15 protein-coding genes are annotated in these 16,514 nt (G+C 66.1%); 8 read left to right on the forward strand and 7 right to left on the reverse strand.

The window, feature by feature from the left end:
• Positions 1-317: 317 nt before the first annotated feature.
• From O5O53_RS00905 to O5O53_RS00920, 4 genes are all read right to left on the reverse strand, one after another.
• On the reverse strand, positions 318-1,703 hold the full coding sequence (locus O5O53_RS00905) for a PH domain-containing protein (RefSeq protein WP_239307070.1): 1,386 nt from the start codon (positions 1,701-1,703) through the stop codon (positions 318-320).
• On the reverse strand, positions 1,700-2,194 hold the full coding sequence (locus tag O5O53_RS00910; protein ID WP_239307069.1) for a PH domain-containing protein: 495 nt from the start codon (positions 2,192-2,194) through the stop codon (positions 1,700-1,702). The genes O5O53_RS00905 and O5O53_RS00910 overlap by 4 nt, the downstream gene beginning before the upstream one ends.
• Before the next feature lie 461 nt (positions 2,195-2,655).
• Positions 2,656-3,357: a hypothetical protein gene (locus tag O5O53_RS00915; protein ID WP_181889877.1), complete on the reverse strand. Its 702-nt coding sequence runs from the start codon at positions 3,355-3,357 to the stop codon at positions 2,656-2,658.
• A 29-nt stretch (positions 3,358-3,386) separates the two neighbouring features.
• A complete protein-coding gene (locus tag O5O53_RS00920; protein ID WP_269508218.1) occupies positions 3,387-6,575 on the reverse strand; it encodes an error-prone DNA polymerase in 3,189 nt (1,062 codons plus the stop codon).
• 165 nt (positions 6,576-6,740) lie between these two features.
• Here O5O53_RS00920 and O5O53_RS00925 point away from each other — a divergent pair, with 165 nt between their 5' ends.
• The 5 genes from O5O53_RS00925 to O5O53_RS00945 are packed head-to-tail and all read left to right on the forward strand — an operon-like array spanning position 6,741 to position 11,074.
• Positions 6,741-7,634 carry a MetQ/NlpA family ABC transporter substrate-binding protein gene (locus O5O53_RS00925; RefSeq protein ID WP_269508221.1) on the forward strand — a complete coding sequence of 298 codons (894 nt, stop codon included), beginning with the start codon at positions 6,741-6,743 and terminating at the stop codon, positions 7,632-7,634.
• Between the two features lie 40 nt (positions 7,635-7,674).
• Positions 7,675-8,565, forward strand: a complete 891-nt coding sequence (locus tag O5O53_RS00930; RefSeq protein WP_269508223.1) for a MetQ/NlpA family ABC transporter substrate-binding protein — start codon at positions 7,675-7,677, stop codon at positions 8,563-8,565.
• Positions 8,566-9,594 carry a methionine ABC transporter ATP-binding protein gene (locus O5O53_RS00935; RefSeq protein ID WP_269508225.1) on the forward strand — a complete coding sequence of 343 codons (1,029 nt, stop codon included), beginning with the start codon at positions 8,566-8,568 and terminating at the stop codon, positions 9,592-9,594.
• Positions 9,591-10,292 carry a methionine ABC transporter permease gene (locus tag O5O53_RS00940; RefSeq protein ID WP_269508227.1) on the forward strand — a complete coding sequence of 234 codons (702 nt, stop codon included), beginning with the start codon at positions 9,591-9,593 and terminating at the stop codon, positions 10,290-10,292. Before O5O53_RS00935 ends, O5O53_RS00940 begins: the two co-directional genes overlap by 4 nt.
• 11 nt (positions 10,293-10,303) lie before the next feature.
• Positions 10,304-11,074: an HAD family hydrolase gene (locus O5O53_RS00945; protein WP_269508228.1), complete on the forward strand. Its 771-nt coding sequence runs from the start codon at positions 10,304-10,306 to the stop codon at positions 11,072-11,074.
• A gap of 204 nt (positions 11,075-11,278) precedes the next feature.
• Here the strand turns inward: O5O53_RS00945 and O5O53_RS00950 are convergent, their stop codons facing one another.
• Positions 11,279-12,157, reverse strand: a complete 879-nt coding sequence (locus O5O53_RS00950) for a sucrase ferredoxin (protein ID WP_269508230.1) — start codon at positions 12,155-12,157, stop codon at positions 11,279-11,281.
• Positions 12,158-12,307: 150 nt separating this feature from the next.
• Between O5O53_RS00950 and O5O53_RS00955 the strand changes: the two genes are divergently transcribed.
• Positions 12,308-12,895 (forward strand): AMIN-like domain-containing (lipo)protein, encoded by a 588-nt coding sequence (locus O5O53_RS00955; protein WP_269508233.1) that lies wholly within the window; start codon positions 12,308-12,310, stop codon positions 12,893-12,895.
• Here O5O53_RS00955 and O5O53_RS00960 read toward each other — a convergent pair whose 3' ends face one another.
• Both O5O53_RS00960 and imuA' read right to left on the reverse strand, forming a co-directional pair.
• On the reverse strand, positions 12,896-14,449 hold the full coding sequence (locus O5O53_RS00960; RefSeq protein ID WP_269508236.1) for a Y-family DNA polymerase: 1,554 nt from the start codon (positions 14,447-14,449) through the stop codon (positions 12,896-12,898).
• Complete coding sequence (gene imuA', locus O5O53_RS00965) at positions 14,446-15,135, reverse strand: DnaE2-dependent mutagenesis accessory factor ImuA' (protein WP_269508239.1); 690 nt, start codon at positions 15,133-15,135, stop codon at positions 14,446-14,448. The genes O5O53_RS00960 and imuA' overlap by 4 nt, the downstream gene beginning before the upstream one ends.
• A gap of 176 nt (positions 15,136-15,311) precedes the next feature.
• Here imuA' and O5O53_RS00970 point away from each other — a divergent pair, with 176 nt between their 5' ends.
• Both O5O53_RS00970 and O5O53_RS00975 read left to right on the forward strand, forming a co-directional pair.
• Entirely contained in the window at positions 15,312-15,728 is a 417-nt protein-coding gene (locus tag O5O53_RS00970; protein ID WP_269508240.1) for a hypothetical protein, read from the forward strand.
• Positions 15,729-16,016: 288 nt separating this feature from the next.
• Positions 16,017-16,502, forward strand: coding sequence for a PspC domain-containing protein (locus O5O53_RS00975; protein ID WP_269508242.1), 486 nt, complete (start codon positions 16,017-16,019; stop codon positions 16,500-16,502).
• The last annotated feature ends 12 nt before the right edge of the window (positions 16,503-16,514 follow it).

Raw genomic sequence — 16,514 nt, forward strand, 5'->3', positions numbered from 1 at the left:
CAAGAATCCCTCTTCGTTTCTCACGATTCTTGCGACCATGTGCCTAGTGTATGTTGATCGCTTCCGGCTGAACAGTAGTAAGCGAATGCTGCTTATCCCATCTACAAACGGGGGTAAAAGTGATCAGTTTTACCTAGCTACTTGGCTGTTGATATATATTCTGCATCAACGGTCCCCCTGCAAAGCCTCTCCACGATGCGCCACCAGGGGTCCTTTCTTATAAAGCGAGCGAGAATCTTGAGCATCAAGCCATATAGCCAAACATCGCACAAATAAATAGCGTAGAAACACCGTGACATCCTGAACTTGTCGTAAGCTCAGTCGCCGTCTACGAGGCGTGGCGCCAGCTCGGGTTCGTCGGCGGCATCTGACAAGGGGTCCGTGACCTGCATCGGCGGGAGCTTGCGGGCCCGCAGCTTATCGACGATTTCACGCGCCTGCGCCTCCCCCACATCGCGCAGGGAGACACTGAACGGGCCGGGCACCATGTCCAGGTCCACGTTGGCCAGGCCGAGGACGCGCTGCAGCGGGCCCTGCTCGAACGCCAGTTCCTGGATGTGGGGGGTTTCCACCATCTGGTACCAGCGTCCCAGCCGGCCGGCCGTCGCGGCGACTGCGCCGTCGCGGATGGTGACGGTCTGGCGCTTCCAATCGATCGGCGAGACCCACCGGGCGCTGCGCGGCGAGCGGTAGTCGGCGCCGGCGAGGTCCGTCAGGTCGCTGCCAGTCATCGGCCCGATGGCGTCCACCATCGCCTTTGCCTGCTCCCACGTGCCCACCGGCAGAAGCTTCGAGGTGCCGGTCTGCTTGTTGCGCTCCGAGCCGTAGCCCGCCACCACAACGGAGACGGTCCACCAGCCGAACAGCCGCCAGAACATCGGCTGGCGCAGCTGCACCGCGTGGATGCGCGAGCGTGGCACCGCTTGACGACGGCGGTTGGCCAACCCGTACGTGAGGTGGAACATCTCCCCCTCCTTGGTGCAGGTGAACCGCCAGGACTGGTCGATGGTGCGCCAGATCCGTGGCAGGAACCCCACCAGCACCGGGATGATCGCCGCGGCGGTCAGGTCCGTCCAGATCGGCACGAACGCCCACGCAATGGTGAACAGCGTGGACATCTGGAACGCGGTGCCGATAAGCGACCTGCGGATCGGGATTGGGGGGACGAGGTTCGGGCCGGAGGCGTCGATAGGCAATTGCTTCTGCGGTCCCCCGATGCGGCGCAGCAGTTGCGCGCGCACCTCCTCCGCTTCATCGCGCGGCAGGTAGGTGATGTCGATGGCGGATTGCGCGTTGCCGGCGGCCTCGATGCGCACCGACGCGAGGCCGAAGATGCGCGGCGCGAAGGATTCGATGACGTCGACGGCCTGAATGCGGTCGAAGCGCGCGGCGCGGACCTGGTTGGTCAGCACGCCGCGGCGCACCTCTACCTCCTCCTCGCCGATTTTGAAGCCGCTGCGGCGCCACCAGATTTGGGAGACCGCGAAAATCACCGCGAGTGCGGCGACGGCACCCGCCGCCGCCCACGCGATCTCGCGCGCGCCGACGTTTTCGCGCTGCGCCCAGTGATAGATAGGCATGGTGAAGTTGAACAGCGCGATCGTGGCCAGGGCCAGCACGAACGCCCACACGCGAAGCAGCGGGGTGAGGCGGTGGATGCGGCGGTAGCCCTCCATGCCGGGGGTGGTGTGCTCAGTGCTCACAGGCCGCTCATCCGCTCGCGGGCTTTGACGGCGAGACGGTCGCGCAGCGCGTCGGCGTCCTCCGCGAGCAAGCCCGGAAGATCCGAATCCGACGAGCTCGACGCCGTGTGCACCTTCAGCTCCTTCAGGCCGAGGGAGCGGGAAATCGGGCCGGACTCCACATCCACGAACTGGATTCGCCCGTACGGGATCACCGTGATGGTGTGGAACATCTTGCCCTTGCTCAACACCAGCTCATTGTCCGTTTCCAGCCAGCCCATGTTGCGCACCTGGAACGGGATGAGGAAGAACCGCCAGATGAAAAAGACACCGAACAAGCCCAGCGGGATGAGAAAACCCCAGCCCCACTCGCGGTAACAGAGGTAGAGCCCGCCGCAGACGAAGAACATCCAGATGGCGTTGCTGACCAGCTTCGGCCACATCAGCTTCGGGGAGACCTTGTGCATCGTCTCCACCGAGGTGGGCAAAGGCTGCAGCGGTGCGTCTGACATGGCGCTCACGCTACCAGCCCGGGATGGTTGGGCTGTTCCGGCGTAGATGCTTACCCCAGGATGCTTACTCGGCGTAGATGCTTACTCCAGGATGCTTACCCATCGAGTACGGCGGCTGGCATCGCCCTGGCTCTCTCGAGAAGTAAGCGTTTAGAAGTAAGCATCCTGGGGTAAGCATCCACAGCCAACACCCGGCACAGCCACCCGGTCACACACCCATCACCAGAAAACGCGCGACCCGTGTGGACTACGACAAGTTCTCCTGCTGCTTCGGTGCCGTCGACGCACTGTTCGGTATCCGCCCAGCGCAGTTTTACGGCAACGACGACACGCTAGAGCATCGGGCCGCCTCGCGTGCCAAACAGTTGCGACCTCCTGTTTCGCACTGTACGATTTCTTCCACGGAGCCGGGTTTTCCGGCGAATAGGCAACGGCCCCCACCTCAGTTGTGGGGGCTGTCCTCATTTCAGTGGTGACTGGTTGAGCGCTTCTAAAATCCAGCGTTCACGCCGAAGCCACTCACCAAGTTTCGGATTAATCATTTTGCAGAGTTCAACGCTGTCTTGGTGCGCCTGTCTCACTGCATTCTCCTCCGAAATAATCGGCCTGTGATGCGAAGCTCGGTTTCGGATGGTCCGCAAACTATTTGCTCGAGAAGAAAAGTTCGTCTCATCCGCGTGAGTTAACCGTGGGCGGATCGCTTCGACCCACAGCACGTGCCGAGGATTTCTGTCGTTTTGGTAATGGGACGTCGGCAACAGCTGGGTCCACGATCCAAAACTTAATCCAGCCACATAATCATTATGGGTAGGGTTCGGCCCAGCAGTTTTCAAATCGGCGAATGACCTCAGCGGCCTTTTCGGCTGTGCCACCACTGTCGCGAGCAAATCAACTGGGTCGGTAATCCACTCCCGAGTTCCGCCGTGTTGGATATTCCACTCCGCAAAACTTTCGTCGATGACTGTTCTCAGCTGCACCTCTGCAAACCCTGTGGTTCGGAGAATCGCTGCAGCAACATAGGAGTTCCAGAGATAAATCTGAGCAGCAACCAAAGGCCCTTTTTGCCCGGCGAGATCCATGTACCTTTGTCGTCTCGCTTCAGGTAGCGAGCCCAGAATGATCTCCGCCGAGGTTTTTGTCACCGGATTGGTCGAAATTTTCATTTTCCCCCCTCTGCTCCACTTGTACCCCATCACCGGAAATCCCGGGACCCGCGCGAGAGCAGCTCCCCCATCGCCAGCGGCTCGAGCCGGTCCGCCACCACGGACACCGCCCCGGAGGCGTTTTGCACGATCCCGCGCACGACCAGCGCCTTGGCGGTGCGCGCCAGCACCCGCTGCTTGTTCCACAGACCGACGGAGATGACCACGTTGATCAGCCCGGTCTCGTCCTCCATTCCCAAGAAGGTCACCCCGCCTGCGGTGGCTGGGTGCTGGCGGTGCGTGATCACGCCGGCCACGCGAACGCGGGTGCCGTCCTCCACGCCGTGCAGAAGCTCCGTCGCCGGCACCACGCCCTGCGCGGACAGCGCTGTGCGCACCATCTCCACCGGCATGACCCCCGGCGTGACACCGGTGGCCGCCACGTCGGCGGCCATCAGCTCAAACGGGTTCATGCCCGGCAGCGACGGCGCCACCACCGAGGACAACCCGGGCAGCATGCCCTCGCGCTCCGTGGCGGCCACGCCCGCCTGCCACAGCGCCTGCCTGCGCGTGCCCCCGAAGCAGTCCAGCGCCCCCGCCCGAGCCAGCGCCTCGACGTGCTCCACGGACAGGTCGGCCCGGCGCGCCAGGTCCGCGATCCCGTCGAAAGGCGCGGCCTGTTCAATCCGCAATGCCGCATCCGCACCCAGGCCCCGCACCAGGTTCAACCCCACCCGGATCGTCGAGGAGTCCACGCACAGCGCCTCGCGCCCCGAGTTGTTCACGCACACCGGCAGCACCTCCACCCCGTGGCGGCGCGCGTCCTGGATCAAAGACTGCGGGGAGTAGAACCCCATCGGCTGCGCGCGCAAAAGCCCCACGCAGAACTCCGCCGGGTAGTGCCGTTTGAACCAGGCGGAGAAGTACACCAGCGAGGCGAACGACTGCGAGTGCGACTCCGGGAACCCGTAGGCGGCGAAGGCCACGATCTTCTGCCACAGCCGCTCGGCGACCTCCGAGCCAATCTCGTTGGTGCGCCAGCACCCCTCGAAAAACCGCGACTTCAACGCCGCCATGCGAGCCGGTGAACGCTTCGACCCCATGGCCCGCCGCAGCGCATCGGCCTCGCGGCCGGAAAAGCCTGCCGCATCCACGCAGATCTGCATGAGCTGCTCCTGGAACAACGGGATGCCCAGCGTCTTGCCCAGGGCGCGCTCGAGCACCGGGTGGTCGTACTCCACCGGCTCCAACCCGTCGCGCCTTCTTAAATACGGGTGCACCGACCCGCCCTGGATCGGCCCCGGGCGGATCAGCGCCACCTCCACCACCAGGTCGAAAAACCGGCGTGGCTTCAACCGGGGCAGGGTGCCCATCTGCGCGCGCGATTCCACCTGGAACACGCCGACGGAATCGGCGCGGCAGAGCATGTCGTACACGGAGGCGTCGTCAAGCGGAAGCTCCCACAAGTGCACCGTGCGGCCCGTGGTTTCCTCCACCAGATCCACCATGTGGTGCAGCGCCTCCAGCATGCCCAGGCCGAGCAGGTCGAACTTGACCAGGCCGGCCGAGGCACAGTCGTCCTTGTCCCACTGCACCACCGAGCGGTTTTCCATCCGCGCCCACTCCACGGGCACCACGTCCGCAATCGGGCGGTCGCAAATCACCATACCGCCGGAGTGAATGCCCAGGTGGCGCGGCTGCCCTTTGAATTGCGCCGCAAGCTTCTCGACGCCCTCCGGCACCTCCGTCATCCCCTTCGCCCAACTATCAGCCGCACCCTGCGCGAACCCCAAAGCACGCGCGGCGTCGCGCACCGCGCCCTTAGTCCGGTATGTGATCACGTTGGCCACCTGCGCCGCGTTGTCGCGCCCGTAGGTGTCGTAGACGTACTGGATCACCTCCTCGCGCCGGCCCGACTCGATGTCCAAGTCGATGTCGGGCGGGCCGTCGCGGTCCGGGGAGAGGAACCGCTCGAACAGCAGCCCCGCCTCGATCGGCTCCACATTGGTGATGCCGAGCGCGAAGCACACCGCCGAGTTCGCCGCACTGCCGCGCCCCTGGCACATGATGTTCTGCTTCGCGCAGAAATCCACCAGGTTGTAGACGATGAGGAAGTAGCCGGGAAAATTCAGCTCCTCGATCACCTCCAGCTCGTAGCGGATTTGGGCCATTGCTTTTCGACGCACCTCCGGCCCCCGCGACGCATAGCGAAACTGCGCACTCGCCAGCGTGAGTCCCCGCAGATGCTCCATCTCGCTGCGGCCGTCCGGCGTGGGGTAGCGCGGCAGCTCCGGCGCGACCAGGTCGAGCGTGAACGCGCAGCGTTTGGCCAGCTCGACGCTGTAGGCAAGCTTGTCCTCGCACCCTGGGTACATGCGTTGGAGCTGGTCGCCGGAGCGCAGCCAGTTCGCCCCCATCGGGTGCAGGTCCCCGTGCGCCTGGGCGAGCGACTCGCGCCTGGCCAGCGCCCGCTTCGCCTGGGCCAGCCGGGCCTGGTCGCGCGTGGCCGCGGCCGGTGCCGCAGTGACGATGGCAGGGAGCTGCGCTGCGTGTTTTTCCGCGTGCGCGTTTCGCGCCCGGTCTAGTGCTGCGTGCCGGTCCGCGTCCTCGGGCGTCATGGACACCTCGTACTCCAGCACCACATTGTCCGCGCCGAAGACGTCGACCAGGTGGTCGATTTCCTCCGCCCACCGCCAGCCGGCAAGCACGACGCAGGTGCTGCCCAGCTGGTCGCCGATGAGCTCCAGCGGCGGGTAGGCCACCTTGTCTTTCTCGCGGGTGGCCATGTGCGCGTCCGCCATCAGGTGGGAGAGGCGCTTGTAGCCCTCCGGCCCGCGGGCGATCACGGGCAGGACGGTGCCGCCGAGCGTCAGCTCCGCCCCGAAGACGGTGTCCAGCCCGGCCGCGGCGGCCGCCTCCGCGAACTTCACCGCGCCGTAGAACCCGTCCCGGTCCAGCAGCCCCACCGCGCTCAGCCCCAGCTCAACGGCCCGGGCCACCAAGTCCTCCGGTTCGCTCGCCCCGCCGAGGAAGCTATACGAGCTGACGGTGTGCAGCTCGGCGAACGGTGTCGTCGATAGGCATCGCTCGCGCGATGGAGACGTCGACTCCGCCTTGCCGTACGCAGCGCCTGCGGGCGTGCCGGTGTGACCGACCGGCACCGGCTCCGGGCCGGGGCGGCCGGAGAGGATGCGTTCGAGCCGCGACCACGACAGCGGCGCTCCCCCGTTGAACCTCATGGAGGGGACGCTACCACTGTCCGAAACTGTGTGCTACTTTGCGCGGTGTAACGCCCCCGCGCCCGGCAGACAGCTCGGTAAGTAAACCCGTCCAGAAATAGACTAAGCGGTACATAGGGTGCTAGATTCTGACCCGTCATAGATTCCCTACCCAAGGAGACCCCAATGCGTATCACGCGCACCCTCGCAACCGTTGCCGCGGCTGCCCTCGCCACCACGGGCTTGGTCGCCTGCTCCAACGAGTCCGACGACACCGCTGACACCGCCGCCAAGGACGGCGACAACGTCACCGTCAAGATCGGCACCACCGAGGCTGACCAGGAAGCGTGGCGCGTGTTCAAGGACCTGGCCAAGGACAACGGCATCACCCTGGACATCGTCTCCTTCTCCGACTACTCCCCGGTCAACGAGGCGCTCGCGCAGGGCGAGCTGGACGTGAACAAGTTCCAGCACATCAAGTACCTCGCCGAGTACAACAAGGCCTCCAACAACGACCTGCGCGTCGTCGGCTCCACCGAGATCGTGCCGCTGGCGCTGTTCTGGAAGGACCACGACTCCATCGACGGCATCGAGGGCCAGTCCGTCGCCATCCCGAACGACCCGTCCAACCAGGGCCGCGCCATCAACGTGTTGGTCCAGGCCGGCCTGCTCACCCTGAGCGACAGCGTCGCAGACGAGCTCGCCCCGACCCCGGCCGACATCGACAAGGCCGCCTCCAAGGTCACCGTCACCCCGGTGGACGCGTCCCAGACCCCGTCCGCCTACAACGAGGGCAAGCCGGCCATCATCAACAACACCTGGCTGGACCGCGCCGGCATCGAGCCGGGCCTGGCCGTCTTCCAGGACGACCCGGAGTCCAAGGAGGCTGAGCCGTACATCAACGTCTTCGCCGCCCAGGCCGACAACATCGACGACGAGACCCTGAACAAGCTGGTCGAGCTGTGGCAGACCCCGGAGGTCGCCGAGGCTGCGGCGAAGGACTCCAAGGGCACCTCCGTGCCGGTCTACCGCGAGCAGGCTGAGCTCAACGAGATTCTGGACCGCCTCCAGAACAAGTAAGTCTCCACACACCCCCAACTAAGCAAAAGGAGCACGCTTCATGCGTACCAAGCGCGTTATCGCCGCTGCGGCGGCATCGCTCATCGCGGCCACCGGGCTGGTGGCCTGCTCGTCGGAGACGGAGTCGTCGACAAGCAATGGCGACGGCGACAAAGTCAGCGTCAAGATCGGCACCACCGACGCCGACCAGAAGGCCTGGAGTGTCTTCGCCGACGAGGCGCAGAAGGCCGGCATCGACCTGGACATCGTCCGGTTCACCGAGTACCCGCAGGTCAACCCGGCGCAGACCGAGGGCCAGATTGAGATCTCGAAGTTCCAGACCATCAACTACCAGGCCCAGTACAACGCCACCTCCGGCAAGGACCTGCGCATCATCGGCTCCGGCGAGATCAACGTCCTGGGCCTGTACTGGAAGGGCCACGACTCCCTCGACGGCATCGAGGACGCTGAGATCGCCATCCCGAACGACCCGTCCAACCAGGGCCGCGCGATCAACGTGCTGGTCCAGGCCGGCCTGGTCACCCTGCGCGACGGCGCGCCGAAGCTGACCCCGACCCCGGCCGACATCGACAAGGACGCCTCCAAGGTCAAGGTTGTCGCCGTGGACGCTTCCCAGACGCCGAACGCCTACAACGAGGGCCGCCCGGCGGTCATCAACAACAACTGGCTGCAGCGCGCCGGCATCGACCCGGCCTCCTCTGTGGCCGCGGACGACCCGAACTCGGAGCTGGCGGAGCCGTACATCAACGTCTTCACCGTCTCCGGCGACGACCTGGACAACGAGACCTACGAAAAGATCGTGGACGTCTGGCAGTCCGAAGAAGTCACCGCGGCGCTCAACGAGGACTCCAACGGCACCGCCGTGCAGGTCCAGCGCTCCAAGGAGGACCTCAACGAGATCCTCGACCGCCTTGTGGAGGAGTACAAGTAGATGGCAAAAACTGGCACCCGGATTGAGTTCCGGAACGTATCCAAGGTCTTCAAAACCAAAGACCGCGAGGTCAAAGCCGTCGACGACGTCACCCTGACCGTCGAGCCGGGCGAAATCCTCGGCGTGATCGGCTATTCGGGTGCCGGCAAGTCCACGCTTGTCCGCCTCATCAACGGCCTGGACATGCCCACCTCGGGGCAATTGCTTCTCGACGGCACCGACGTCGTCGGCATGTCCGAACGCAAACTGCGCGAGATCCGCCGCAACGTCGGCATGATCTTCCAGCAGTTCAACCTCTTTTCCTCCCGCACCGCCGCCGGCAACATCGAGTACCCGCTGAAGCTGGCCGGTGTGGACAAAAAGGAGCGCAAGCGCCGCGTCGCCGAGCTACTCGACTTCGTCGGCCTGTCCGAGCGCGGCGAGAACTACCCGGAGCAGCTCTCCGGCGGCCAGAAGCAGCGCGTCGGCATCGCCCGAGCGCTGGCGACCAACCCGTCGCTTTTGCTTGCCGACGAAGCCACGTCCGCCCTCGACCCCGAAACCACCCACGAGGTGCTCGGCGTGCTGCGCCGCGTCAACGAGGAACTCGGCATCACCATCGTGGTGATCACCCACGAGATGGACGTCATCCGCGCCATCGCCGACAAGGTCGCCGTCATGGAGGACGGCCAGGTGGTGGAGTACGGCAGCGTCTACGACGTGTTCGCCAACCCGCAGACATCTGTGGCGCAGCGTTTCGCCGCCACCAGCCTGCGCAACCGCCCCGACGAGGTGGAGGCGCGCGAGCTTCTGGCCAAGCCGGGCCGCCTGTTCACCGTGGACCTGACGGAGGATTCCGGGTTCTTCGGCGCGGCGGAAGCCGCCCGCGAGCGCGGCGTGTCGGTGGAGCCGGTGCACGCCGGCATCACCACCTTGCAGGAACGTTCCTTCGGCAAGATGACCGTGCGCCTCAACGGCGACGATGCCGCCATCAACGAATTCTTGGCCACCCTGCAGCAAAGCACCGAGATTGAGGAGATCACCCGATGAACCCGTTGAGCACTGGCGTAACCGAGTACATCCTCGCCGAGCCGAACTGGGACACCCTCGGCCCCACCTTCGTCGAAGCCATCGGCGACACCCTGTGGATGGTGGCCATCACCATGGTTGTCGGCGGTTTCTTCGGCCTGCTTCTGGGCCTGTTTTTGTACACCACCCGCCCGGGCGGCATCCTACAGAACAAGGTGGTCTACACCATCATCAACGTGGCGGTGAACTTTTTCCGCCCCATCCCGTTCATCATCATGATCGCGATGCTCTACCCGCTGACCCTACAGGTGGTGGGCACCACCATCGGCCGCGCCGCGGCGACGTTCGTGATGTGTTTTTCCGCCACGTTCACCGTCGCCCGCATTGTGGAGCAGAACCTGGTGGCCATTGACCCCGGCGTGATCGAGGCCGCCCGGTCCATGGGTGCGAGCCCGTGGAAGATCATCACATCGGTGATCCTGCCGGAGGCGCTCGGCCCGCTGATTTTGGGCTACACGTTCATTTTCATCGCGGTGATCGACATGTCCGCCATGGCCGGCTACATCGGCGGCGGCGGCGTGGGCGACTTCGCCATCGTGTACGGCTACCGCGCGTTCGAGCCTCAGGTCACCTGGGCTGCGGTGCTGGTCATCGTGGTCATCGTGCAGCTGGCGCAGTTCATGGGCAACTGGCTGTCCAAGAAGGTCATGCGCCGGTAAGTTTGGGTGCCATGAAGGTTGCGGCGTTCGACTTCGATGGCACTCTCCACCACCCTCCCCACGGGTTCCGCGAGGAGGACATCGCCGCGATAGATGCCTGGCGTAAAGCCGGGCATCTTGCCATTTCTGCCACCGGCCGCTCCCGCACTGCGCTGGCGTACGGGATGCGCGGCAGCGGGCTCGGGTTCGACTACCAGGTGCTGTCCAATGGCGGTTCCGCCACGGACGGGGCGAACCGCCAGCTCATCTTCGGCCACGAGGTCGCAGGCTCCGTGTTGCAGGCGACTCTGGACGCCTTCGGTTCCCGCGACGGCCTGGCCATTTTCGGCACCACCCTGGGCAGCGTCGACGGGGTGTTCGCCAACAACACCGGCGTCACCCACACCTTCACCGCGAATTTCCAGCAGATGACTCCCGCGGACATCCCCGCCCACCGGTTCGCCGTCGTGCCCATCTGGGTGCCCAGCGACGAAGACCTGCGCGCGGAGGTCGTCGACTGGGCGTCCGCGCTCGGCGAGGTCGCAGTCGCGCAGAACCAGGACTACATCGATCTCATGGCCCCGGGCCGTTCCAAGGGCTCAGGCATCCTGCAGCTTCTCGACGAGCTCCGCCTCCCCCGCGAATCCCTCCAGCTCTACACGTTCGGCGATTCCTGGAACGACCTGCCCATGCACGCCATCGCGGATACCTCCCACAGCTTCCACCACTCGCCCGCCGAGGTGCGCGCCGCCACGGGCCGCGTCATCGGCTCCGTGTCGGAGGTCCTGGGCGAGTACATGTAGCGCCCCTCGCACAGATCGTCTAGCAGCCGGGAAAACACTGCTAGACGGTCCGACAAACGCGGACAAGTTTCCCCAGGTGATATTGAACATCATTGTCGGTATCGGCCTGACCGTCTAGCAGGGTGTCGACGCTGCTAGACGATCCACAGCACCAGCCCAGGACACCCCCGAAACCTGATCTGTGGCGGCGCGGGAAGCAGGAAGCTAACCCCGCAGGGTCACCGACGCTGCGACCCAGGCCGTACTCTCCTTCGGCGCCTTCCCGCACGAGTCGACCACACCGGACACCGGACGCTGCTCCAGCTGTACCTCGTACACCTGGCCGGACGCGGTGTCGGTGACTAGGGCGGAGCCGTCATCAGACGCAGCGACATCGAACTGGCCGTAGCATGCGCCGGGCACCTCGGCGGCGACGGCGAGTTCGGCGACCTGCTCGACGGGGCCGAGGGTGCCGCGGCCGCGGTTGCCGGGGACGAAGTAGATGCCTTCGGATGCGTCGGTAAGCATGGCGTCGGTGGCCTCGACGTTCATGCGGCCGAAGCTGTAGGCCCACGGCATGAGCAGCATTGTCGGCGCGAAGCGGTGGCCCTTGATGTGGGAGGTCTCCCACACCATGTCGTTGCCGGGGCCGAACGGGTGGCGCGCGTGCAGCTCGTTGACCATGGGGCGGCCCTTTACCGCGCAGCAGCGGTCGCGCTTGGCGTGGGTGCAAATGAGCAGCAGCGGGCGCTCGCGGCGCTCCGCGCCGTTGCGGCCCGGGCCGGACAAGTCCAGCTCCAGCAGCTCGTCAGGGCTGTCGACGTGCTTGACCTCGGTGACGGCCTCGTCGGCGAAGACGAGGTAGAGGTGGTGGTCGCTGATGTTGCGCCCCTCCCGCGTTGGGTGGCGGATGAGCAGCAGCGTCGCGTCATGCGCTTCGAGCATGGGGGCGAGCTTGGCGGTGAGTTCCTCGCCGAGGGCGGCGTCGCCCATGACGTCGCGGGGCCAGGCCTCCGGCCACTCGAAAAGCACGTACACCGAGCCGGGCTTGGCGGTTCCCGGCAGCGGTTCAACCTCTACGTCAGAGCAGGGCAGTTGTTGCATGTCACCACCATAGCCAACAGGGCAAATTCACCTCCGGCGCCGACCATCCAGCCTCTTAGACACCACACCAAGTTATAACGGTTGTATAACCTTTTGCGATTTCGCTCTTTTCCTTTTTGATCTCACCTGTCCGCTGGCTACGGTGACTGGGTGTTTAAAATTTCCGGTCTTTCCCGCGCGGCGTTCGCGGGCGCGTGCGTGGCGGTCGCTGCCGCGTGCGGCGCCTGCGGGGCCGTCAGCGACGGTGCCGGAAATACCCTGATGGGCAGCATTTCCTCCCCCACTACGCAGGCGCAGCCGCTGGGCACGGCCGACCCGGCGCCGAAGACGCAGCGCCCCTCGGTGCCGTCGCGCCTGGTCGTGGTCGGCGTGCGTGTCGGCGCGCACGAGGGCTTCGACCGCGTGGTGGTGGACCTGGAGGGCGACGGCGACCCGGGCTGGTTCGTGGACTACACCTCCACCCCGATGCAGGAGACGGTGGGCCAGCCACTGCAGGTGGCGGGCAACTCCTTCCTCAACATCAACGTCGACGGCACCGTCTACCCCTTTGAGCTGGGCAAGGACAACAACGTCCCCGTCACCATGGCGGGCGACACCGGCAACGTCATCGACGTGATCAGCGCCGGCACGTACGAGGGCCGCAGCCAGGTCGTGGTGGGCCTGCGCTCCGAACTGCCGTACTCCGTGCAGGTGCTCAAGGATCCCACGCGCGTTGTCGTGGACATCGTGCAGAAGTAGCTAGTACACCGCTTCCACGCGCCAGCTGCGCCGGCTCCACACCAAAAGCCAGCCGGTCACGGCGCCTCCTTCCCCGCCTTCGCGGCCCACGACCTGCATGCGTGCGACGCGGCCTGCGGGCAGTTCGGTTTGCGTCCACCAGTCCGCGTCTACGGGCCACGGGCCCGCCCATCCGGTGACGATGTAGCGCTTCTCGCCCCAGGCCAGTCCGTACGGTTCGGCATTCAGCAGGACTTCGGCGGTGACGATGACGGGGGCACCGGAGGCGTCGATAAGCATGATGCGCGAAGCCGGGTGGTCGATGCCGCCGCCGAGGCGCGCGGGCAGGGGTTGAGGGATCGCCCCGGGCCACGATTGCCTATCGACGTCCCCCGGTTCCTCCCCGAACGGCACCATCGCCACGCGCTCGGCCACTCCGCGCCCGCCGACAAGGCGCGGTTGGAGTACGGCGTCGATGCCGAGTTGGGACTGGACGCGCTCGACCACCCGGCGCGCGGTGTCGGTGGACGCGCCGTCGGACCACAGCTCCCCCACTGGTTCCGGTGCGGCGAATTCGAGCGGCTCGAGGGTGAGGCTGGTGATCGCGCCGGAGCCGCCGTTGGTCAGCCAGCCGTCGAGTTGCCAGCGCACGCGGTCCGCAGTGGCGGCTTCGGTGAGTGGTTCGCGGGTGCGCCAGACGCGCTCGACGCGGGTGCCGTCGTGGAGCTCGGCGACAACTTTCAGGCGCAGGCAGTTGCGGCCGGTGTCTTTAAGCCGTTCGTGCAGGCTGGCGGCCAGGGTGCGGGCGGCGAACGCGGCGGCGTCGACGCGCTCGATCGGGTCCTCGGGCGTGATCGCCACTGCGAGGTCCTCCACGGGCAGCTCCGGGGCGACGCGACGGTCCGGCGCGGCGGAGGCGATGCGGTGGATGCGCATGCCTTTGGTGCCGAAGCGGGTGGTCACCGCGTTCGGCGGCAGTTTCGCCAGCTCCCCGAGGGTGGTAATGCCCAGCTGACCGAGCGCTTTGACGGTGTCCATGTCTGCAGCGAGCGACTCTTCCGCCACCAGCACGCCCAGCGGCTGCGCGGCCAAAAACGCGGCCGACCCTCCCGGCGGGACCACCTGGGAAACGCGCGCGGCGATGAGCGCGGTGGCGATCTCGTCGGCAGCGCCTGCCTGGGTGTCGATGCCGCGGCGCGAGGCAGCGTCGATAAGCATCTCGAGCGCTTTGTCCTCGGCTCCGTGGAAGCGGCCCGCGGCGTCCACATCCACCACCACGAGCCCGGGGCGTAAGACCTCCACGCTGGCGGCGACCTCGTCGAAGCTGGCGGCCAGCGAGGCGAACATGCGCCCGTCGCGGTCCGGGTTGTCCTCTATCACCGTCAGTTCGGGCGCGACCGCCTGAGCGTTGCGCACCCGCATCCCGCGGCGGATGCCCAGCTGGCGCGCGGCGTGCGAGCACACCTTTATCCGGTGATGCGCCGCGATCGCGATCGGTTCTGCCAGCTCATCGCCCGATTCCAGCCGCGCGGCCTGCACCGGCCAGTCCGGGAACCACAGCGCCGCGGCCCTCATGTGACGGCCCGGAGCCTTCGCTTCTCGACGCCTCCGGTGCCCAACGTCACCCGCGCACTCGCCGGACGGTAGCCCTTGGCCTGCGCGCGGACGTCGAAGTCGATGCCGGTGATGCGGCCTACGCCCCGCCCGATGCCGTGGAACTGCGCGAGCTGGCCCGTGACGGTCAGCGCCGGCGAGGGCACCTCCACGTTCACGCACACCAGCGCGGCCTGGCCTTTGCGGATCCTGGCCAACAGCGGGCGTGCGCGAACCGGGGTGAGCTGGAACGGGCTGCGGGTGCGCAGCACCACCAGGTCGAGGCCCTCGGCGAGCACGCCCGCGACGCTCAAGTCGTCGAGGCCCGCGTCCGGCACCGCCACCACCCGCTCCATCGCGTCTGCGTCGTCGCCTGTACCGATGCCGGCGTAGGACAGCTCCGGCCACCCCACCACGCCCACGCGCCCGCCGGCCTGCACCACCTGGCCGATGAGCTCCACGATCAGCGCCGGGGTGTCGCTGACGTGCGTGACCGCCCGGCGCGGCAGGCCCCCGTTCGGCAGCACGAGCGAAAGCTCGCCCGCCACCATCAGGGTCTCCGCATCCTCGACGACCTGCTGCGGAACCTCCCCGCCGATAGCGGCCATACGGGCACGCAGCTCGGCGATCTGGTCGGCGCGCGACTGCTGACCTGGCGGTTCATCCACAACCGCCAGGTTTGCCGCCGCTGCCGACGCAGCTCGAATAGGTGTTCCACTCACGCCAGATAGTATGCACCCTGGCACCGACACGGGCAACGTCCCTGGTCGAACATACTTGCGTATATATTGTCCTGCGCAAGCAAATAGTCGCTCCGCGAAGCTGACCGGTTAAGCTGCCCAGCATGATCCCGATCAGCGCAGCAGAGGTCCGCAACCGCGTCACGCCGATCCCCACCCCAACCGTCGTACAGGCGCTGGGCTCTGTCGGCGTGGGCGGGTCCGTCGGCGTGATGGTCTCGCAGGCGCCGCTGGGGGTAAAAGCAGCCGTGGCGATCCTGTGCGTCGTTGCCGCCGTCGCCGTCACGCTGCTGCACCCCTACCGCAAACAGCTCCGCACGTTTGCGGAGGAGAAGAACGTGGCCAGGGTGCCGTCGATAGGCATGGTGCTCCCCCTGATGCTGTGGTGGCTGCTGCTCATGCTCGCGCCGCTGGCCGGTTGGCCCGCGGTGGGCGCGTGGGTTGCGGGTGTGCTGGCGGCCGCGGCGGCGTGGGTGCTGTACCCGCATGTGGACGGGTCGCGGCGCCTCGCGTACGCGTAGAGCCACTCGAAAGGCTTTCTAGTAGACGAGTTTTCGCAGCTCAACCTAGAAACATTCCCTTTCGAGTAGCTTTCTAGTAGCTTTCGAGCTACCGCAGGAGCACCCCTTCGCACAGACCCCTAGTAGCAAAGCCCTATTAAGGCCGGAATCGGCGCATACTCGGGCTTTGCCACTTGGGGTCTGTCGGCAGCACGGCGCAGCCAGCAAACAGCAAGACAGCCCCGCCCCCGCCCCGCCACACCGAAACCCCGGCTGCGAAGTCCGGCAAACGCACGGATAATGGCGCGCATGGCTCAAGGATCTTCAAACTCGCTTCAACACATGTGGGACACGCGCCCGCACCGCATCCCGAAGGACGAGGGCGGACGCGCCGTCATCGCCGGTGTTTGTGCCGGTTTCGGCGAGCGCTACAAAGTCGACCCGGTGGCCGTGCGCATCGCGTTTGTCATCCTCAGCCTGGTCTTCGGCGGCGGCATCTTCGCCTACCTGCTGTGCTGGATGTTCATGCCGCGCGTGGGCATGAACATCACCCCGGCCAAGGCGATCATCACGCCGAAAAGCGAGCTCACCCCGCACGAGATCGAGGAACGCAAGCCCGGGTGGTGGCTACTTATCGGCCTGATTGTGTTCCTGCCCGCGGCCGGTGAAGCGGGAGACCTGCGCGGCACCCTGATCAGCTTCGCCGCGTTCTTCTTCGTCTGGTTCTTCACCTACGCGCGCCAGCCGGAACCGCCGGCAGGCCCCAACAGCAACGACGACCTGGTCTGGCGCTAGCCAGCAAAACCA

Source organism: Corynebacterium faecium (genome assembly GCF_027257105.1).
GTDB lineage: Bacteria > Actinomycetota > Actinomycetes > Mycobacteriales > Mycobacteriaceae > Corynebacterium > Corynebacterium lehmanniae.